At 43.8% G+C, this 21968-nt stretch carries 17 protein-coding genes; 13 read left to right on the forward strand and 4 right to left on the reverse strand.

Translation table 11 applies throughout. The annotated features are described in order from the left end of the window. From FAM09_RS26745 to FAM09_RS26760, 4 genes are all read left to right on the forward strand, one after another. A partial coding sequence (locus tag FAM09_RS26745) for a tyrosine-type recombinase/integrase (protein WP_153825479.1) occupies positions 1-494 on the forward strand: 494 nt, incomplete at its 5' end. After that, the gene (locus FAM09_RS26750) at positions 487-1365 is read left to right on the forward strand and encodes a tyrosine-type recombinase/integrase (RefSeq protein WP_136580239.1); all 879 of its coding nucleotides are present in this window, start codon (positions 487-489) and stop codon (positions 1363-1365) included. The genes FAM09_RS26745 and FAM09_RS26750, both read left to right, overlap by 8 nt. A 210-nt stretch (positions 1366-1575) precedes the next feature. Further along, positions 1576-2619 carry a type II toxin-antitoxin system death-on-curing family toxin gene (locus tag FAM09_RS26755; RefSeq protein ID WP_262711686.1) on the forward strand — a complete coding sequence of 348 codons (1044 nt, stop codon included), beginning with the start codon at positions 1576-1578 and terminating at the stop codon, positions 2617-2619. Between the two features lie 10 nt (positions 2620-2629). Further along, positions 2630-2872, forward strand: a complete 243-nt coding sequence (locus FAM09_RS26760) for a hypothetical protein (RefSeq protein ID WP_136580241.1) — start codon at positions 2630-2632, stop codon at positions 2870-2872. A 128-nt stretch (positions 2873-3000) separates the two neighbouring features. On the opposite strand, the gene FAM09_RS26765 is transcribed toward FAM09_RS26760, so the two are convergent. Next, a complete protein-coding gene (locus FAM09_RS26765; RefSeq protein ID WP_136580242.1) occupies positions 3001-3225 on the reverse strand; it encodes a hypothetical protein in 225 nt (74 codons plus the stop codon). A gap of 102 nt (positions 3226-3327) precedes the next feature. Here FAM09_RS26765 and FAM09_RS26770 point away from each other — a divergent pair, with 102 nt between their 5' ends. Continuing rightward, the gene (locus tag FAM09_RS26770) at positions 3328-4104 is read left to right on the forward strand and encodes a hypothetical protein (RefSeq protein ID WP_136580243.1); all 777 of its coding nucleotides are present in this window, start codon (positions 3328-3330) and stop codon (positions 4102-4104) included. Positions 4105-5307: 1203 nt separating this feature from the next. Here the strand turns inward: FAM09_RS26770 and FAM09_RS26775 are convergent. Genes FAM09_RS26775 through FAM09_RS26785 form a run of 3 tightly spaced genes read right to left on the reverse strand, consistent with a single transcriptional unit; the run spans position 5308 to position 8607 of the window. Continuing rightward, positions 5308-5730, reverse strand: a complete 423-nt coding sequence (locus FAM09_RS26775; protein WP_136580244.1) for a PH domain-containing protein — start codon at positions 5728-5730, stop codon at positions 5308-5310. A 33-nt stretch (positions 5731-5763) separates the two neighbouring features. Then, positions 5764-7107 carry a glycosyltransferase 87 family protein gene (locus FAM09_RS26780; RefSeq protein WP_136580245.1) on the reverse strand — a complete coding sequence of 448 codons (1344 nt, stop codon included), beginning with the start codon at positions 7105-7107 and terminating at the stop codon, positions 5764-5766. Positions 7108-7161: 54 nt separating this feature from the next. Continuing rightward, positions 7162-8607: an NAD(P)/FAD-dependent oxidoreductase gene (locus FAM09_RS26785; protein ID WP_136580246.1), complete on the reverse strand. Its 1446-nt coding sequence runs from the start codon at positions 8605-8607 to the stop codon at positions 7162-7164. Positions 8608-8813: 206 nt separating this feature from the next. On the opposite strand from FAM09_RS26785, the gene FAM09_RS26790 reads away from it, so the two are divergent. From FAM09_RS26790 to FAM09_RS26820, 8 genes are all read left to right on the forward strand, one after another. Next, on the forward strand, positions 8814-10097 hold the full coding sequence (locus FAM09_RS26790) for an OmpA family protein (RefSeq protein ID WP_136580247.1): 1284 nt from the start codon (positions 8814-8816) through the stop codon (positions 10095-10097). A 246-nt stretch (positions 10098-10343) separates the two neighbouring features. Continuing rightward, complete coding sequence (locus FAM09_RS26795; protein ID WP_136580248.1) at positions 10344-14444, forward strand: hybrid sensor histidine kinase/response regulator transcription factor; 4101 nt, start codon at positions 10344-10346, stop codon at positions 14442-14444. A 286-nt stretch (positions 14445-14730) separates the two neighbouring features. Then, complete coding sequence (locus FAM09_RS26800) at positions 14731-15627, forward strand: glycoside hydrolase family 16 protein (protein WP_136580249.1); 897 nt, start codon at positions 14731-14733, stop codon at positions 15625-15627. Between the two features lie 286 nt (positions 15628-15913). Beyond that, positions 15914-16198, forward strand: coding sequence for a hypothetical protein (locus FAM09_RS26805; protein ID WP_136580250.1), 285 nt, complete (start codon positions 15914-15916; stop codon positions 16196-16198). Positions 16199-16466: 268 nt separating this feature from the next. Further along, the gene (locus FAM09_RS30825) at positions 16467-16604 is read left to right on the forward strand and encodes a hypothetical protein (protein ID WP_153825480.1); all 138 of its coding nucleotides are present in this window, start codon (positions 16467-16469) and stop codon (positions 16602-16604) included. Between the two features lie 861 nt (positions 16605-17465). Continuing rightward, entirely contained in the window at positions 17466-20069 is a 2604-nt protein-coding gene (locus FAM09_RS31160; RefSeq protein ID WP_208025663.1) for a S8 family serine peptidase, read from the forward strand. 181 nt (positions 20070-20250) lie between these two features. Beyond that, positions 20251-21144: an aldo/keto reductase gene (locus FAM09_RS26815; RefSeq protein WP_136580251.1), complete on the forward strand. Its 894-nt coding sequence runs from the start codon at positions 20251-20253 to the stop codon at positions 21142-21144. Positions 21145-21263: 119 nt separating this feature from the next. Then, positions 21264-21920 carry a protein-L-isoaspartate(D-aspartate) O-methyltransferase gene (locus tag FAM09_RS26820; protein ID WP_136580252.1) on the forward strand — a complete coding sequence of 219 codons (657 nt, stop codon included), beginning with the start codon at positions 21264-21266 and terminating at the stop codon, positions 21918-21920. Positions 21921-21968: the final 48 nt, after the last annotated feature.

A 21968-nucleotide genomic window follows, 5' to 3' on the forward strand; every position in this document is an offset into this window, starting at 1 on the left:
ATGGCTGTGGGTTAAGAAAGATGGAAGGAACACAATTAAACCTGAATGATATTGACCTGAACAAAAAGCTACTATTTGTCAGGAAAGGTAAAGGAGGGAAACAACGGTATGTACCTATTGCCAGTAAACACGCAGAAGATATACGAAGTTATATAACAGAAGGGCGGGAGTGGTTCTTACATGAACATTATGCCAGGGATTACACCCGCAAACATGCAAAAAGAAAGCAGGCTTCAGGTGATGGAGCCTTTTTTATTTCACAAACAGGAAACAGGTTAACTGAATTCTATCCCCGGCTTACTTACCTGAAAGAAAAAGCAGGTATTGAAAAACAGTTCGGTTTGCACAGTCTCAGGCACAGCATTGCTACCCATCTTTTACAAAGCGGAATGCCTATTGAAGAAATAGCCAAATTCCTGGGCCACAGTTCTCTTGATAGCACACAAATTTATACTCATTTAACTATCACCATAAACCATACCCCTGATGGATAACTTTGAACAGTATTTGCTGGCATCAAAACTAAGTGCCAGCACTATTGAAAGCCATTATTACAATGTAAAGCTGTTTATGCAGTGGCTTAAGAAGGAAAAACACCTTGATGCAGCCAGTGTAGGCTACAATGACCTGCTGGCATACATTCAGCACCAGAAACAGAATAATGTAAGCCCTGCCACAATCAATTTACGCCTGAACAGCATTACCCACTATTTCGATTACCTGAAAAAGATTGATGAAGTAAGGAAGAACCCAGCCCGAACACTACGGGTAAAGGGAGTTATTAAACGGGTAGTTGAAACCCCTTTAAGCCCTGAAGAACTACAGTCCATGTACAACGATTACAGCCAGTTAAGGAAGATTTCACAGCAACAGGCTAATACAAACCTTGCCCATCAGAGAAACACGGTTCTACTGGGTTTAATGGTGTTTCAGGGTGTTCACAGTGGTGAACTGCAAAAGATGGAAGTGAGCCATATATCCCTGGGGGCAGGAACAGTTTACATACCATCCACCAGCAGGGGCAATAGTAGAACCCTGCAATTACTACCGGTACAGATTTTACCCATCCATGAGTACCTGGAGCAAACCAGGCCACAGTTAAAACCGAAAGCTGAAGAGCTTTTTCCTGGTAACCTACATAATACAATTTATTTACTGGTCCAGGAGCTACAGGGCATCAACCCTTCAATAACTAATGCCCTGCATATTCGGGGTTCAGTGATCATTAACTGGCTAAAGCTCCATAACAAGCGACAGGTACAATATATGGCCGGTCATAAGTATATCAGCAGCACAGAAGCTTATGCCATACAGGATATGGACACCTTACAGGATGAATTGTCAAAACATCATCCATTTGGATAACAGGACAGGATCAACAGTATGTTTTAGCACGTATCCAGGATGGTGATTTTTATTTTTAGCTCTTTTCATCTGTCCCTTCCCCAAGGGATCAGTGAAAAAAATGATGAATAGGCAAACCATTTAGGCAACGTACTGGCCACTATCAGCGATCGAAAATTTGGCGTACCTTCCGGCAGCAGTTCTTTGATAGATCACTACGAGCCACATATAGTGACTGCGCAGGATTATTATCCGTTTGGAATGCTTTCGAGAATAGCGCTTCCTAATAGTAATGTACCTTATAAGTTTGGGTTTAACGGCAAGATGAATGATGATGAGGTGAAGGGATTGGGTAATCAGCAGGATTATGGGATGAGGATATATGATGCGAGGATTGGGAAGTTTTTGTCGGTTGACCCTTTAACTCAGGATTATCCTTGGTATACGCCGTATCAGTTTGCGGGGAACACTCCGATACAAGCAGTTGATTTGGATGGTTTAGAACCCGCCGCAGCAGGAAAACAAGCTGGAGATATAGTTCATGAGAAGACGGGGCAATCATGGAAATGGGATGGGAAAACTTGGGTTGATAATAGCAAGTTGCAGGAAGTTGTTGTGACTGCAAAAAGACCTTTGTCAAGAAACTTTACTGAATGGTACTCCCATAATAGTAAGAAATATGATACTCAAATTGCGGCATATGAGGCATGGCAGTCTTATCCAGGATATCATAATGGAGAAGGGAAATGGGATAGGATGTTTAGGCTAATGGGGCATGGAAGTAAGGAAGCTCGTAAAGAGTATGCGTCGGGAGGTTATGATATGTTTGGAGGCTCTGGAGTACGGGCTGTTGCAAAAACCACTACTGCTATTGTAGAAAATACAACTGCAGTAGAAAAAAGTACAATAGCAGTTGAAGAGGCCGCTACAGAATTAGCATTTGACGCTGAAGCATTTTCAGATAAGATAGTTGCAATAAATAAAACTACAGAAGGTGGAGGAAGGATACTAAGCACAAGCCCTTCGTCAGTAATAAATTCAGCTATGTATTACCCGACTATAGCGGAGCAAGGAAGTGCAATCTTTAGGTCAATCATTAAAAACCATATGTTTATTGATGGCAATAAAAGAACTGCAGTGATGGCTTTTGAAGCTTATGCTAAGTTACATGGACTAAAAACTGTAAGTCGGCAAGAAATTTTGAATGTTGCAACTAAAGTAGCAACAAATCAAGTAACAGAGGTTTCTGAGATTTCAAAATTGTTAATAAAGTAAATTGTAAAAAATGAGAATAAAGGATTTTTCAATTAAAGATACTTTGACTGCGACCGATATTTTAGATATAATTAAATTAGTGGGTAAGAATAAAGATCTGATAATCGTTAAGAACGATGGCATTAGAGAAAATGATCAGTACTCTGTTATAATTATTAGTTCTAACAATCCCGAAAAAAGTTTTAGATGTGATAATGATTCCTTGCAAGAGGCAATGAAAAACGTTTTGAAGGAATATGTCATGAATATTTAAGGGGTAATGTATCAAAGTAGTTGGTGACTTGCAACCTCCACGATCTTTACACAATAAAGCGTTCGGATAACCGATAGATAATTAACAGAAAACATAACACAAAGCCAGGCTTAACCGCTTGGCTTTTTTTATTTTCTTTTTCTTGGTGTTGATCTTTTTCTACCTATTGATCTGTCATAAGGATTGTATTTTCTTTTTTCAGCCCGTTCAAATGCTTTTAGCTTTTTCTCAGTCCAAGCCTCTAGTTTGGCCTTTAGTTCGGGGTTATTATCCAGATTGCTCCAATCGACCTTTGAGAGATCAATAGCCGCATTTCCTATAACCAACGTGGGCTTAATTTTTACATAACTCATAATACAGTTTTAATTAGGCTTAATCTCTGCTAAAGCGAATATACAAAGTATCAAGGCAGGAACACCCTGGCTTTTATATTTCACCCCATTTAACACAATTACATGACTACAGCACTCAATACAGAAAACAGGGAATACATCGCCTGGCAATATGAACAACTCAATTTTTGGCTTCTGGGTGGCCTTAAAATAGAAGGACTGGAAAGAATGCGTGTAACCCTGAAAGTGGAATACAAACAGGTAGCAGTACGCCATAATATTGACCTGTACAACAATGACAGCCTGGATAAACTGGTACGCCGGTGTGCTGAAAGGTTTACCCTGGGTACTGCTTACATGGCTACTGCTTTTTCCATTCTGATAAACTTGTTGGAAGAATACCGGTTGGAACAACTAAAGCTCCTGGCAAAAGAAAAAGAACCGGTAAAGCAGCTAACTGAATCTGAAAGGAAGGAAGCTGAACAGTTTCTATGCCAGCCTGATTTATTACATCGAACCAATGAACTGATTGGGCAAAGTGGGGTAATAGGTGAAGAGAATAACAGGCTACTGATGTACCTGGTGTTTACCAGCAGGAAAAGGGAAGAACCATTGCATGTGATCAGCCTGGGTAGCAGTGGTACAGGTAAAACACATTTACAGTCAGGAGTAGGTGAACTTATGCCACCTGAAGATGTAATTCAGATCACCAGCCTGTCGGAAAATGCTTTTTATTATTTCGGTAAACAGGAACTGAAACACAAACTGATCCTGATTGGCAGAGCTATTCATAAAGAACAATTGGCGAAGTGGGCTGAAGAAGGTTTTGATTCGGAAGTTACCTTAAATTTGGCCGGCAAGCGGGTGTGGTGTGGAACAATTAAGGCGGTAAGGCGGTAGATCCTGAGCAGGTAATTCTGTTTGGCAGCCATGCTACTAAGTTTCAAATAAGCAGAAAATAGGGAAGTTGTAAAAAGCGGAGTGTTTTGCTGGTTTTGAACACCTCAATGACACCTTGATGATACCTCATTAGGTCCTCTTTGGGTCCTCTTTGCCTCCTCGGATTCCGAGGAGGCAAAGAGGTGGAACAGAGAAGGAGCCGAGGAGGCAAAGAGGAGGCTGTGTTTTTCATCACACGTTTTGAACTGTTCGTCACACCATTTATCGAACACCGTCCCAAAAAAAAGATGTTTTCGAGGAGAAAATGCTATTCATCACACCATTTTCCGAAGACCGTCACATCTAAAATAAAACACCATCACATTTTTGAAAAAACGGCGTGGTGGCTGGTATACATTTGTGTTATCAGTCACTGCCAGTGGTCTTTTCGCTCAGAGCTATCGGGAAGATTAAAAAATAGATCAAAGCTCTTTGACATATTAAGTTGATTAGAATTACCGAACGTACAAGAGTGCGACGCAACAGTAGCAAAATAGTAGTGCAAAAGTTGAGGACTAAATAATTTTTCCCCTTTAACGGCTGGGGTATTACCAATACGGTGTATGACCTGCCATATACCGGCTTTGTAGGTTTAGCGGATCAACGGTTGGTGATAAGCCAAAAAACCTGCGCAACCGGGTGAGCTATATCAGGATTAGATTCTGAATGTATGTTTCAAACTTGCCTATGTATAGCTTCTTCAGGACTATCTGCCGCTTGTGTATAGTTGCTTCAGGATTTATTCTTCACCTGTATAGTTATGTTAGGACGAGACAATATGCCGCATTTATGACTAACTATGCCGCATCTATAACTAACATTGGAGCAATCTGACTAAACACCGGAGCAATCTTTAAACATTGGAGTAACCTGACTAAACATTGGAGCAACCTTATAAAACTTTGGAGCAACCCTATACAACATTGGCCAATAAGTGCATAACTTTCGTGTAAAGTTCAGTACTTACATGCCCAAGTTACATACTTATGTTGAATAGTTATGAACTGATGCTCCATAGTTAGTTATAGATGATCTAATTAGAATAATCGATACAAAATAATACGTAATTGATCTATGTTAATGAACGAGGACTATTTCATAGTTAGTAAGGATGATTGTATAAAAACGTATTGGAAGTAAGCATTCGGTGACAAATTAAATCAATCAAAGACTTTTCTTAAGATTTATTTCAATACCTGGGTTTAGCGACTTGAGCTCATTAATAAATTCCATTTTTTGCTTCGGGGAAATTAAAACCGTACGGTATTTTCCATAGGAAATTTCAAGTCTGTCTATTGAAGTGGCGGGGGAGCTTATGGTACTATTTGTCTCCTTTATTTTCCTGATATGCTGAATATCAATTGTGGTCTTGTATAAGAAGCCGCATTTGATGATGAGCAGATTGTTATCGATCGTGTAGTAGGTTGTAATAAATGTATGGGTTATAAAAATAATGATTGGTAGCAAAATAGCCGGTCCCACCCAATGCGGTTCATTCATCGTTGTCAGGAACAATACTACCCCCAGTATCAGGGATATGGGAATAATCAATTCAAGCCCAGGTTTCGATCTGTATATTTTTTTCATCTTCTTGCAGAATAAATTGCCATTTACAATTTATCATTTTTTAGTTGTCTGGCCAAAAGCCTGCCCTGCAACCTCCAATCTTCTCGTCATACTCAACCCCAGTAACACCACTAAGATCAGGTATTCTCCCAGGGTATGCTCCATTTTTATATAATCGGTATTTACTACGTTTAACAACAGGCCGGTCAGCAGCCCGGCATAAAACCATTTGTTTGCCGGCTTATAAACAGTTGCGGCAATCAGTAACGGAAATAACCATTGGGTGCCATAATACTGGTGCCGCCAGATAGGGGAGAACAGGTCGGTGACCATATACAGGCAATAGCCAAACAGCGCTATGTTGGGTAACGTTATTATGTCGAATTTTTTGCGCGCCAACAGGTATAGGGCCAACAAGATAACGACCGATAACCCGGAGAGCAACCCCATCATGTTTATCGATAACCGTTTTTTAAAAACGTAATCGAACAGTACAAATACATTCCCGTTTTCTGAATACATCACAAGATTCGTTTCTTTCTCATGTTTCATGATCTCATCTACATCCCAGCCTTCCACTTTTTTTAATCTGGCGGTATCACCATTAACCGGCAACGCCCATCCTCCTAATGGCGCGATTTGATGCACTTTCGCCGACGCCTGAATGGCTGATAGGTAATCCTTCCAATAGGTCCTGTTATTGTCAAATGAAAAATAAATGGCTGGTAGTAATATAACCGGAATGAATAAAGTAGCCAGGTATTGGCGGGAGTAATTTTTTACCAAAAAAAGAAACGGGAAAAAGAATACAACCATGTTAGGCCGTATCAGCATTAATACAATAGCCGCAAGCCCTGCAATGAAGGCGGCCATTAGCTTGTTGGTCCTGGTAAGGCAATAATATACTGTTATAGCCAGCAATGAATATACGATATATACCTGGCCGGTGAGTACATGTGTCTTCCAGGCTTCTGTTAATAAGAACAGGGTGAAAAATGTAATAACAATTATTTTCTGCGTATTATTTTTTGTTAACCGGTAGGCTATGAAACCTGTGATGAGAATAAATAAATATTCCAGTGCCAGCCAGATGCGGGCAATATTGCGCTGCTGAAATTCAAGCAATGGATACAGTAAGGTATGAAAGAAAGGGGAGGCGGTAATATTTGAAACACCGCTATGGCCAATATTCGCACCATCATAATAACGAACAGGATCGCCTGGTTTCCATCTGTAGAAATAAGGCGATACATCATCTTTTTGCAATCGGCCGCCTACGATCCGGTTGCGCAGGTCGGGGGCGCCGGATCTTTCCCACGATAAACTCTTGTAGCAAACTAAGCATAAGGCTATTAAAAAGCAACAGACGGTGATCAGTAACGCTTTATTGGAAGTCATAAGTCAGTTTAGCAGGAGAAACCAAAATGTGCATCTCCGTGAAGATAAATGAATTTAAAGACTGGCAGGCGATAATCTTCCCCCGTCTTGCTGCTGCTCTTCTTCAATATATTCTGCATCCTGGTTCACTTTCCAGGGATCATATTTTATTTCTCCTGCCAGAATATTTTTTACCGCATACATAGCCGTCATAATACTATGGTCCTGGTTGTTGTATTTATGCATTCCGTTCCGCCCCACCAGGTGAAGGTTTTCATATTTTTTTAATTCCTCCCTGATCACATGGATCTTTTCTTTATAAGCATGGTCATAAACCGGGTAGGCTTTTGCCTGGCGAACTACATACCCGTCTTCCACCTGTTCTTTTTTAACCAACTTAAGCGATAGTAACTCTTTGGTAGCAAGCGCAATCAGTTTGTCGTCTTCCATATTCCACATACCATCCCCCTCAAAACAAAAATATTCCAGGCCATAACAGTCCATCGTTTGGTCGGGCACCATTTGCTTACTCCAGGTCTTGAAGTTTTGTATACGTCCTACCTTTACCGAAGGTTCGTGTATATAGATCCAGTTTTCAGTAAATGTAGTGGCGTTCTTCAATATTAGTACAACGGTAATGAAATCGCGGTAATGCAAGCTCTTTGCGGCCTCCAATGCTGTTGGTTGAACGCGCGGGTAAATGCCGGGAATAAGGTCGTAAATGGGGGCGGAAGAAATAATATGATGGAACCCATTTTGTGTAGTATCGTCGGCAAAGGAAACAGACCATGAGCTGTTTGCTTCGTGATAGTGCAAACTTCGTACGGTTGTATTCATGCAAACCCGGGCGCCCATGGCAATGGATCTCTGCGCGCATACTTCCCACATCATGCCCGGCCCAAAGCGCGGATAATGAAAAGAATCAATGAGGGTCTTAATGATCTTGTCATTATCTTTTTTAACCGCATTGCGTATAATGGTCCTGATGGAAAGCCCTTTTATTCGTTGTGCGGCCCAGTCGGCGGAGATCTTGCTGGTAGGTATGCCCCACACTTTTTCTGTATAGGACTTGAAGAATATTTCAAAAAGCAATCGCCCGAAATTATTCACTACCCAATCTTCAAAGCTTACCGGGTTTTTCACCGGGAATAATTTTGCTTTTATATAACTCACAAAGCAACGAAGGGACGTAATTACGCCCAGCTTCCTGATCACTTCCGACAATACAAGGGGGTAACTAAAGAACGTTCGATTGTAATAGATGCTGGAGCTTCGTTTGCATTCCAGCAGATCGGGGCCCAACAGCTCTTGCCAGAATGCGTTTACTTCGGTCGATTTGGAGAAAAACCGGTGCCCGCCAATATCAAATAAGAAACCTTTATATTTTTCAGTTCTTGAAATACCGCCCACATACCGGGGATCGGCTTCAAATACAACTACCTCATTTCCGTTCTTCGCCAAAAGATAAGCCGCCGTTAAACCCGCCGGACCAGCCCCGATAATACCAATTCTTTTTTTCATATTAGAACGAAACTCCTGATTATCAGGAGTTGATCGATGCAGTTTTAATCATAAGCGTTATACAGCCGGCTCAAATATAGCGTTTTGTTTAATAGGTTTTTACGCTTGTTTTTCACCTCATGTGGATCATGTATACGCGATAGTTTTATAATCAAAAATAATTATCTGTACTTTTGTTCAGTCATTTCTAATAACCCTTAATCTCATTGCTTTTAGTATTGGTGGCTATCAAAAATCTTCCCGCGCAAAGGTTGTTTATTATCAGGCGAATTATAACCAGCAGCTTTATTCTATTGGGGGTAACCGTTGCTGCAGTAAGCCAGCCGGTACGTTTTACCAAAACACCGGCCATGGGCGTACACCTGGCTTATTTTGATTTTAAGGGCGCCGGTAAGCTGTCGTCCTTTGGCCGCTCTATGAAACCCGGTATTGCCATCCATTTCCAGAATAGCTTCTCCAAACAATTTGATTATAGCATAACCCTGGCCGGTTCTTTCCTGGAATTCCCCGACGGCAAAGGCGGCAGCCTGGGCAATGGTAAACAATTGCTGCTCGAAAACGACTTTTCCGTCAGGGCGCGCCTGGTAAGATCGCCTGCTTTGTTTAATCCTTATGTGCAGGCGGGTTTGGGCTGGTCGCAATACAACAGCCATTATGGAATGTATTCGCCCGTTGGCCTCGGTCTCCAGGTGAATGTTACGCCCGATATCTTTTTATTGGTCAATACGCAATACCGTATTAAGCTAACAGCGGAGCAACACCCCCATTTTTTTCACAGCATAGGAATTGCCGGCGCCATTACCCGCAAAAAGATCGTACAGGCCAAACCGGTTTCATTACCGCCGCCCGTTGTTAAACAGGCAGCTCATATAGATTCCGATGGAGATGGGATTATCGACAGCCTCGATGCCTGTGCGCAAGTACCAGGTGTAGTTCGTTATCAGGGCTGCCCGGCTCCCGACAGGGATGGGGATGGTATTTTGGATTCAGCAGACCAATGTGCCGATGTAAAAGGAGTGGCTGCGTACAAAGGTTGCCCCATGCCCGATCAAGATCTGGATGGCATTGCCGATGCAGAAGATAAATGTCCCGGAATGGCGGGGAGCGCGGTTAATGGCGGTTGCCCCGAAATTGAAACACTTAAAACAATGATCAATTGGGCTGCGCAACATATTTTCTTTGAAACGGGTAGTTACCGTTTATTGCCGCGCTCATTTCCTTCGCTGGATTCTGTAGCAACTGTTTTAAAGAAGATCCCGGTGTTGCTGCTAACCATCGAAGGGCATACAGATAACGTTGGCGGTGTACCCTATAATCGAACCTTGAGTGAGAAACGCGCCGGCGCCGTGATGCAGTATTTAATAAATGCCGGTATTGCCGCTAACCGCCTGCAGGCTGCAGGTTACGGTCAGCAAAACCCGGTTGCCGATAATACTACGTCCAGCGGGCGTTCTGTCAATAGAAGAGTAGTGCTTCGATTACGGTACTAACAATCGGCCCAAATCTCAAAATCCCGAAATCTCAAAATCCCAAAATAGCTTACTTCCTACTTCTACATCTGCCTTATTTATTAGATATAAGTTGGTTTATATGTGTAAGGTAGTGAACAACCTGCCCCTCAAATATTTTTTATTGTCATGTCCCAAAAGTGTTAGATTTACACTTCATGTATTTTGTACACTCCTGGTGACCGTATTCAGGAATGTCAGTAATGACTGCTACGCCAACTAACGCTTATGAATATATCTTGCAGATATAGCTTTGTTGCTATACTTCAGTTATTCTTTTCCTGTGCGGCCTGGGCCTATACAGGACCTGCCATCTCTCATTTAGGAATTCAGCAAGGTTTATCCAATAATTCAGTACAATGCATTTACCAGGACCATAACGGACTGATGTGGTTTGGTACGTACGATGGGCTCAATAGTTACGATGGTTATGGCTTCAGGGTATTCCGTAACAAGATCAACGATACCGGTTCCATTCCCCATAATTATATCTATACCATTCATGAAGATAAATTCAATAACCTGTGGGTAGGCACCGGGCAGGGCGTAGCGGTATATGATCGCATCTTCGATCGCTTTTTACCGGTATACTTTCATCCTACCTATGCCAAAACGCAAAAAGATAAGGTCAACTGCAGCATCAATACTATTAGATCGGATGCTACAGGGAATGTTTTTATTGGCGCCAATGGCTGGGGATTGTTCCTGAAAAAGCCAGGTTCGGAGGTGGCTGTACAAATACCGGTCAAAATGTCGAACAACAAGGAATCGCATTATTATAACGTACAGGCTATATTCGTTGACAAGCAGGAAAAAGTATGGCTTTTTATTGAAACGGTAGGCTTGTGCCTGTTTGATCAAAACACCCTGAAGATCCGCCTGGTAAATAACACGTTCAAGTCAGTTATCTCCATGGAGGTAGATGGCGGACACATCTGGATGGGCACAGATAACGGATTGTATCAATACGCCATCGCATCGAACCAGTTCATCAACCACTTTACCGAAAAGAAAGACCAGCTTAGTGCGAACATGGTAGTGAGCCTGTGCAGTGATGCGAATAATAATTTATGGGTAGGTACGGTAGGCGGTGGCGTTAATATGTTGAATAAAATAACCGGCGCCTTCCAATACCTGCTGCCGGGTGAAAGCAAGGATCAACTGTCGAGTGAGTCGGTGTATTCTATTTTTGTTGATAAAGAATCACGGGTATGGATGGGAACGCTGAAAGGCGGCATAGATATCCTGGATGTACATAAAAGCAGGTTCCAGACAATTACGCATAATCCGTTCGACGCTAACAGCCTCGTCAATAATTTCGTGTCGTCTTTTTATGAAGATAAGAACGGCGACCTGTTTATTGGCACCGATGGCGGCGGATTCAGCATCTGGGACCGGCAGCGGAATACGTTCACCAATTTTTATCACGAGGTAGCTAATAACCGTTCCTTAAGTAACAATGCCATCAGTTGTATAAAAAAAGACCACCAGGGTTCTGTCTGGATTGCCACATTTGGCGGCGGCATCAATAAGTTCAATCGCGCCACCGGAACGTTTGAACATTACAAATGTATAAATGAAAACACCGGGGAAGAAAATAAGTATGTATGGCAATTGTATGAAGACCGCGAGCAGAACTTTTGGGCTACCACATTTGGCAATGGAAAGCTGTACAAATTAAACCGCTCGCAAAACAGGTTCGAGCTGTTCGATTCAAAACTCAATGACCTTCTTTCCATTGCAGAAGATCATACCGGCGCTTTATGGGTAGGGAATGCGCGGCAGTTGATTTGCCTAGATAAACAAAAAAAAGAACATGTTTATTATTCAACCGGCAAACCGGTACGCGCCATTTTCGAAGATAGCCATCATAACCTGTGGGTGGGCACCGAGGGTGGCGGACTGATCCTGTTCAACAGAAAGAAAGGCAACGTGGCTAAGCGTTATTCCACAGCAGATGGATTATCGAATAATGCGGTACTAAATATTCTCGAAGATACCAATGGGAATTTATGGATCAGCACCTTTAACGGGTTGTCGAAGTTTGACCCTGTCAAAAAAACATTCCAGAACTTTTATCAAAGCGATGGCTTGCAAAGCAACCAGTTCTCCTACAATGCAGCGCTCCGGCTGCAGTCGGGCGCGTTGGCTTTTGGTGGTATCAATGGCATGAACCTGTTTTATCCGCAACAGGTAAATACGCGCACGTTTATGCCTGCCTTGCTGTTTTCTGAAATATGGGTGAATAATAAACCGTTGGCCGAAGTGCCCCGCTGTATTGTGCGTGCCGGTAATGGCCACATCAGGGAATTACGGATCCCGTATAATGAAGCGATCCTTTCTTTTCATTTTACCGCACTGGAATACTCATCGCCCGAAAAAGTGAACTATGCTTATTTTTTGCAGGGGTGGGATAAAGACTGGAACTATACCGGCAACGTTCGTACTATTAATTATAATAACATCAGCGAAGGAAGTTATTTTTTGCGCATAAAATCAACCAATGCAGAAGGCATCTGGAATACCCGGGAAGCTACCATTAAAATAATTATCCTGCCGCCCTGGTACCGCACCTGGTGGGCGTACCTGTTATATATTGCTGTTGCGTCGGCCATCATCTATATATATTATAAATACAAGGCCCGGCAGCGGAAGCTGGAATATGAGATCAGGCTGGCCCATATTAATGCGGAAAAAGAAAAAGAGATCAACGATAAAAGACATTCTTTCTTTACCAATATTTCGCATGAGTTCCGTACCCCGTTAACATTAATCATCAATCCTATAAAAGATATGCTGCGCAGGGCAGGTGACCCCGCCATTGAAAAAGACCTTACCATTGTACATCGCAATGCCAAACGCCTGTTGAGTTTGGTTGATCAGTTACTGATCTTTAGAAAAGCAGATGTGGAAGCCGATAAAATGACCTTCGCAAAACATAACTTTTACAACCTGTGTAATGAAGTGTATTTATGTTTTGTGCACCAGGCCAGGACCAATCACCTTACGTATACTTTTGACTGTAATAATCCCAACCTGGAATTGTATGTAGATAGGGAAAAAATGGAGATCATTCTGTACAACCTTATTTCGAACGCCATAAAGTTTACGCCACCCGGCGGCGCCATTGCTTTTAAAGTGCAGGAGACAGACAATACGGTAGAACTATCGGTTCAGGATACGGGTTGTGGCATTCCTGCAGCAGCAACAGGCCGGTTATTTGAAAAATTTTACCAGGCGCCTTCCGGCAAAACGCCGCTTAAACCCGGTTTTGGCATCGGGCTGTACCTGGTGCGGCATTTTATTGAGGAGCATAAGGGCGCCGTATTTTTTCAAACAACGGAAGGGGTGGGCTCCACTTTCTTTATCACTTTGCAAAAAGGGAAAGCGCACCTGGCCAATGAGATCATATTGAATGAAGCGCAGAAAGAACCGGTTATCCTGGAAGAATTGCTGGAAGAACCGGTAGAAGAACAACCGGTAATTGACCATCAGGAAAGCAAACCCGGGATCGTGGTAACCGACCGTCCCTGTGTGTTGATCGCTGACGACGACAACGCCATCAGGCAATATTTAGTGCAAATACTGCAGGATAAGTATGAGGTGATGGAAGCGGAAAACGGCCAGGAAGCATTGGCGATGGTGCAAAAGAAATTTCCCGACCTGGTGATCAGCGACATAAGGATGGATGTAATGGACGGAATTGAATTATGTAAAAAGATAAAAAAGGATGCGGCGTTGAACCATATCCCGGTGGTGCTGCTGACCGGGTCGCAGGGCACCGACACCGAATTGCAAAGCATCGAGGAAGGCGCCGACCTGTATATTACCAAACCGTTCGATAAAGACCTGTTGCTGGCGAAGGTGGAGAACATCTTTAAAACGCGGAACGAGTTGCGGAATTATTTCTTTAACGAGATCACGTTAAAGCAAAACAGTTTGAAAGTTTCTGTGGAATACAAGGAGTTCCTGGAAAATTGCATTGCGATCGTTGAGCGTCACCTCACCGATGATAATTTTACCATTAAAGTGCTCGTAAAGGAGATCGGAATGAGCCATTCGAATCTGTATAAAAAGATCCGGCTGTTGTCGGGGCAGTCCATTACCAATTTCATCCGGTACATCCGGCTGCGGAAAGCGGCGGAACTGATGCTTAAAAACGAATGTAATGTGAACCAGGCGGCATTTGAAGTAGGCATCAGTGATATCAAATACTTCAGGACCCAGTTTAATAAGTTGTTCGGCATGAACCCGTCGGATTACATCAAAAAGTACCGCAATTCGTTTAATAATTCCTATCATGTTAAAGGTAAGACTGGTGGTGAGTAGCTATGGCGGGGAAGAGAAATGAAAAATGAAGAATTAAAAATGAGGAATGAGAAAGGAGAATACAGAATGCTAATGGCATCAGTGGTTAATCGTGAAACCCAGGCCTTGAACGGTCTTTAACTTTTTCATTTTTCATTTAACATTTCTCATTTTTAATTCTATTCCCTTTCTCACCTCATTTCTCTTTTTTTACGAATTACACCCCTGTATAATGCAAATTCCCCCCTGTACCGCCCCGTGAAAGGTGGATATTTTAGTGGGTATTTACAGACGAAAATAAATAGCCATGTTTAAGAAAGACGAATACTGCGCGCTCGCGGTAAAGACCGGATTTAATTTATTCCTGTTTATTGTATCAGCGTTGCCAGGTTTTGCACAACAAAGTGTGCACGGGATCAAAAGCAATCCGTATGAGAGCGAAGGATACCAACTGGTATGGGCAGATGAATTTAACCACGAGGGCAGGCCCGATTCAACGCGGTGGAGGTATGAAGCAGGATTTGTTCGGAATGAAGAATACCAATGGTACCAACCGGAGAATGCCATTTGTAAGAACGGCCAGTTGACCATTGAAGCCCGTAAGGAGCAAAGAGCCAATCCAAATTATAAAGCCGGGGATAAAGACTGGCGAAAAAATCGCCCGGGGATCGATTATACATCTTCGTGCCTGCTAACGGAAGGCAAGGCAAGCTGGTTGTATGGCCGGTTTGAACTGCGGGCGCGTATTGATGTGCGTAATGGCATCTGGCCTGCCTGGTGGACGCTGGGCATTGATAAACCCTGGCCCGGCAACGGTGAAATTGATATCATGGAATTTTACCGCGGAAAGTTATTAGCCAATATTGCCTGCCTGGGCCCCAATCACAAGCCGGAATGGTTTAGCAATACCTTTTCCGTTGATTCATTAGGCGGTTCAGCCTGGGCCAGTAAATTTCATATCTGGCGCATGGACTGGACTGAAAATTATATTGCCTTGTTTGTTGATGATGTTCTGTTGAATAAAGTGTTGTTAGATGTATTAGCGAACAAAGACGGCAGTGGGTTCAACCCGTTTAAGCAACCGCACTACATGTTGTTGAATATGGCTATTGGCGGGCAGAATGGTGGCAGCCCTGCCAAAACAACTTTTCCGGCCCTGTTTGAAGTGGATTATGTACGGGTGTACCAGAAAAATGAGCATTAAAATTGGGCTGACTAAAAAGTGTAACCTCAAAATTCCCGGATGGCTTGATGGTTGAACCTGCCTGGCGGCGTAAGTACAGCCATCTGGCAATAAAACCATCCAGCCATAAAAAAAAGTGAGGGCGCCTTTGGGCTCAGCCCTATTTCCTATATGCATTTCAGCCTTAATAAATTATAGTGTCCTGAGAAAGGACGGAATCAATACAAAAAAATACGGTGTATAACTTTCTTGGTACGTATTGTCCCAATCTGCTTTAGATTGAAACAATATTATTTTCTTTGACGACATGATCAAAGATACTCGCTATAATATTGCCCGTATGTTTATAGAGAACGGAGAGATCAAAACGATTGCCCAGATCTTCGATTATATACCCAAGTCAGTAGTTAGTCATGAAATAAGGACCAACAATAACCGGTTTACCAGGCTTATCAATGAGCCGCTTGAATTCAAGTTAATTGAACTGTCGAAGATAGCGAAAGCCATAGGCATTGAAACAAAGGTGCTTGTTAATATGGCATTGCAGGATGAGAACCGCCGGCCCAGAGCGGGTAAAAGAGCGGGCAAATAGCATGTTATATCAGGGTTACCAATTCAATTGAAACAAAAAAAGTACAAAATGTATAAATGAGTGTTCTGATGGAACAAAAAAACTACGGACCGTTGTTTTTTGAGAATTAATCACTAATTCTTTTTTTCTTTATGTAATGAGTATGGATAAGCGATATGAAAGTATAAAGTTCATGATCGAAACAGGACATATAACCGAATTCCAACAGATTTTTGATTACATCCCGAAAAGCTTGCTAGGCAAACACCTTCATACCAATAATCCACGAATGACCCGCCTTGTGTCGAATGTAAATGATCTTACGGTGCATGAGATATTCAGTATCAGTTCACTCTTCAATGTTGACCATAACAAAGTAACGCACATTGTATATACGCAATACCTTAAAGACAAAAAGAACAAATGATTCTGCCATTTGAGCAACGCCTTGCGTTATAACGTTTCTGCTTCATCCCATGGGCTTCCCGTTTCAATGGGCAATAGACAATGAGCAATAAGCAATAGGCAATGCTTAAAATGTGGGAACTCCTGCCAATTGCCGGTTGCCAATTGATCTCCAATTGCCCAATACCCGGAGGGGAGTATGAGCCATCCTGTTCAATCAGCGATGGCTCTATTCTTTTACTGGTTGCCGGTTACCAGTTACCGGTTACCGGTTTCCGGTTCTCCAGTTACAAGTTACAAGTTACAAGTTTCAGGTTTAAGGGCCCTTGCTTTGAGTTTTGAAGTTTAATCCCTGGAACTTGTAACCTGGAACATGTAACATACGGCTTTTCACGTTGCCGTTTCACGATTCACTCACCATTCACCATGTTAATTCTAGGTTATGTAAGCCAGTAAGAAAATTTTCTATTGTTGATAAATAATTAATTACTTACATTCGTCAGGTTATTTAAAACAAGCCCGGGAAATTTATTAAGCCTCTTATTAGTACTCACATTTGAACTGGCCTGATTACTAGCAGCAGCTACTGGATAAATATAATCTTTAACATACTGTTTAACAGGTGATCGTAAAGCCTGTACGAAAAGGAATTGCACGTAGCCGTAATACTTCCTTATTCCCTGATAATTGCTGGCAATTATCAGGAAAGCGTATTCCTTCAGAAAGCCATCCCACCTATATAAACTAAGGCGATACCCCTTTGCTGCCCGCGCCGGCATGCAAAGACTGATCGTTGTTAATAAAACTGGCAACGGTAAAGGTTATGGAAATGATTTGCAGCACCAGCTCTTATTCCATTTCAGAATCTTTTAAATTCCTTTTTATGAGAAAAGAGAAACATCAAATGCCCGTAGGCAACATGTCGCAGGAAGATGCCGGCACAGGTAAAATGCCTGGCGAAGCCATTGAAAAACAAAGCACACAAAGCACTGGTGGTATGATCGCATCGAGTATGGACACAAATTCCCCGTCGGGTGGAGGCGAGGGCGCCGTAGCCAATTCCATGCCCATGATGGAAATGGCCGCAGCAGGAAGTAACGGCGAGTCGGAGATGCGAAATGTAATTGTAGAGATCAGGGTCCCTTCTGCAAAAACAGCTTCTTTCGGCCTGCAGATGGGCGCCGGGTTAACGGCCTACGGCTTTCAGTTAGATTATAATTACGAGCCGGTACCGGTGGGCAGTAGTCCTAACGCTCAAAGCGGATTAACGGAATCCGAAGAAGGCCAGGTTGTATTGGTTCGTGGTACCGTGCCTGCCGGGCGGATCACCGAGCTGGAACAACAGCCCAACGTAATAAAAGTATGGAACGATACCAGGATCGAGCACTTTGAATATGAGGCGGATATTCTGGTGGAAGAAGAGCAGAAAGTGAAGATAACGCCCATGGAAGGACTGGGAACCTGCCCCATAGGCACCTGCGACTGTGCGCCGGGAACGCCAAAAGGAACTATTGCCGATGTGGCCAATTACCTGGGTGTTAACCAGATCTGGGCATCCGGGTTCAAGGGCGATGGCATTGTGGTAGGCGTGGTGGATGGCGGTATAACCGCACAGGGCCGCAGTATCAGTACAGATGATACCAACAACCCAAGCTGGCCTAATAAGTTAATTCCGCGGGTTATTGGCGGTTATCCTACTGCCAACTGGGGTACAACAGGCGCTGGCTGGGGCTGGCATGGCAACATGTGTTCAACCGACGTGCTGGGCATGGCTCCCAACGCGCAGATCTATGATATCCGCATTGCGGCGCCTAATATTCCCGCAACCATTTCTAACGCTATTGCAGGTTTTCAATGGGCTATCGATCAACATAAAGCCAATGGAACCCCGCAGATCTTAACCAATAGCTGGGGGATCTTCCAGGATAACTGGGACCCTGTTTATGCAACCGATCCCAACCATCCTTTTACCCGTAAGGTAGTGGATGCGTTGAACGAAGGCATTATTGTATTATTTGCTGCCGGTAATTGTGGCGGTTCTTGTCCCGATGGCCGGTGCGGTACGGATAACGGTCCGGGTAAAAGCATCTGGGGCGCTAACGGCCATCCACGGGTGATGACGGTAGGCGCCGTGAATAAAAACGAGCAGTTTGTAGGGTACAGCAGCCAGGGACCGGCCGCGCTCGATCCGCAAAAACCCGATTTCTGTTCAATTACCCACTTTACCGGGTTCTTCACCAGCGATAGCGGTACTTCTGCCGCTACCCCTGTTGCAGCCGGTTGTATAGCCCTGTTGAAACAGGCAAAGCCCTCATTAACGCAAGACCAGGTAAAAACTGTTTTAAAGAATACCGCTAAAGATATTGGCCCCGCAGGTTTTGACCAACACTCAGGCGCAGGCATTATAAGACCTAAGCAAGCCCTGGAATCCATTGCTGCCGCTCCGTCAGCATCCGGTCCGGTGGTATCCTGGGGGCCAAACCGCCTGGATGTATTTGTAATAGGCACCGATTCGGCGCTGTATCATAAATGGTGGAACGGTTCGGCATGGGGACCTTCGCTCACCGGTTACGAAAACATGGGCGGTACTATCATCAGTGCGCCTGAAGTTGTATCATGGGGCCCGAACCGGCTCGATGTATTTGTGGTGGGCGCCAATTCGGCATTGTACCACAAATGGTGGAACGGCGCATCGTGGGGGCCATCGCTCACCGGGTATGAAAATATGGGTGGCATCATTCAGGGACAACCGAAAGTAGTATCGTGGGGCCCGAACCGCCTCGACGTGTTTGTGGTTGGCACCGATCGTTCGCTGTATCATAAATGGTGGAACGGCTCTGCCTGGGGACCATCGCTTACCGGCTACGAAAACCTGGGTGGAAAGATCATCGGCAATCCTGAAGTGGTTTGCTGGGGCCCGAACCGGATCGACATCTTTGTAGTTGGAACCGACAGTTCGTTGTATCATAAATGGTGGAACGGTTCTGCCTGGGGACCATCGCTTACCGGTTGGGAAAACCTCGGTGGAACTATTCTTGGCCAGCCGAAAGCAGTATCATGGGGCCCGAACCGGCTCGATGTATTTGTGGTAGGCACCAATTCAGCTTTATACCATAAGTGGTGGAACGGCTCAGCATGGGGCCCTTCCATTACCGGTTATGAAAATATGGGCGGAACCATCATCGGCTCACCCGAAGCAGTATCGTGGGGCCCGAACCGGTTAGACGTATTTGTGACAGGCACCAATTCAGCGCTTTACCATAAGTGGTGGAACGGGTCGGCCTGGGGACCATCATTGACCGGTTATGAAAATATGGGCGGAACCATCATTGGTCAGCCGCGGGTAGCCTCCTGGGGTTCGAACCGGTTAGATGTATTTGTGGTGGGCACCAACTCGGCGCTGTTCCATAAATGGTGGAATGGTGCTTCGTGGGGGCCATCGCTCACCGGATATGAGAACATGGGCGGTATCATTACCAGGTTTTAGTGAATAGTAAATAGAGGTTCAAATAAAGCGTGGCTCGGTTTAAAACCGGGTCACGTTTTTTTACAGGTTACCACTCACCATTCACCACTCACCATTGCCCCCGGCTTCAAACTCTCACTCTATAAATTTTGTATTGTATTATTTAATCCCGATAATTGTGTTCAAGAAAACAATTATCTGAATGCAAAAGATTTATCTCAGTGATTCCGGCCCCAAAGTATCACCAGCTATTTATGGATTTTACAGATGGAATGAAGTAACAGGCGATGCTGCCCAAACCATGGAAAAGGTCGTAAACCTTTGTCTGGAATTAGGCATCAATACGTTTGATCATGCAGATATTTATGGTGACTACCAGGTAGAAGAACTGTTTGGTAAACTGATCAGCCGCAAGTCGTTCAAGCGGGAAGATATTGTTTTATTTTCCAAGTGTGGGCTGATAGAGCCACATGCCAGTTTGCCCGATGTACGCGTAAAGCATTATAACACTTCCGCAGCCCATATTCAGAAAAGCGTTGAGAACTCACTGCGCAAACTGAAAACAGATTATATCGACATATTCCTGCTCAATCACCTCGATCCGTTGTCGAATGTGGAAGAAACGGCCCTGGCGTTGCAACGCCTGAAAGATTCGGGTAAAGTGAAAAATGTGGGCGTGGTGAATTTCACTGTGTTTCAACACCAACTGCTGGCCTCTTTATTAAAAACGCCCATTGTAACCAACCATATTGAACTGAATTTGCTGAACACGTCGGCGCTCGATAATGGCCAGGTAGATTATATCAAACAACGGTATATGCGGCCGCTGGCATCAGCGCCTTTGGCCGCCGGCCGTATTGCCAATGGAACCGATGCGCAGGCGGTAAAAGTAAGAGGCAAATTGGAGGCGATCGGCAAAAAATATAATGCTGATATAGAATCGCTTGCTGTTGCCTGGCTGGTAAAATTAGGCGCCCTGCCGCTTATTGGCACCATCAATGAGCAAAGGATCCGCAATATTGCCAATGCGTTCACCATTGACCTCGATCACCAGGATTGGTATGAGCTGTATGCTGCTTCCAGGGGAGAATTGTAGCGAAAGAAATAAATAAAATCAATTTCCAAATAATAATCAGTCGCCGGTTACCAGTTTCCGGTTACCGGGATCTGGTAACTGGCAACCGGTAACTAAATTGAACTATCTTTGTGCCGTTTATGAGAACGTTTGAAGATACTTACCGGCATAAAGGATTGCGTAAACAATTAGTTGATCAATTAAAACAGAAAGGCATTACCGATGAACGGGTGCTAACGGCCATTCTACATGTTCCCCGGCATTATTTCCTCGATTCAGCATTAGACAGGGTCGCATATGAAGACCGGGCTTTTCCTATTGCAGAAGGACAAACCATTTCACAACCGTATACGGTTGCTTATCAAACTCAATTGCTCGACGTAAAACCTTACGAAAAAGTACTGGAGATTGGTACAGGCAGCGGCTATCAGGCTATTATCCTGGGCGAAATGAATGCACAGGTGTATACCATTGAACGGCAGAAAAAGTTGTTTGAAGAACACCGCGGCTTCATACTTCGGGGTAAATATCCCAACATCAAATATTTTTATGGCGATGGTTATGAAGGTTTGCCCACGTACGCGCCATTCGATAAAGTGATCGTTACTGCAGCGGCGCCGTATATTCCCCCCAAACTGATCGATCAGTTAAAAGTGGGCGGTAAAATGGTGATACCGGTAGGGGAGGGACATGTTCAGCGGATGCTGCGTATTACCAAACAACGGGATGGAAGTATGGCCGAAGAGTTATTCGATAACTTTTCGTTTGTGCCAATGGTTGAAGGGAAGAATCAATAAGCAAAGTTACCAGTTACCTGATACCGGTTACCGGAACGCAAATCATTA

This window comes from Niastella caeni (assembly GCF_004834005.1).
Taxonomy (GTDB): Bacteria; Bacteroidota; Bacteroidia; order Chitinophagales; family Chitinophagaceae; genus Niastella; species Niastella caeni.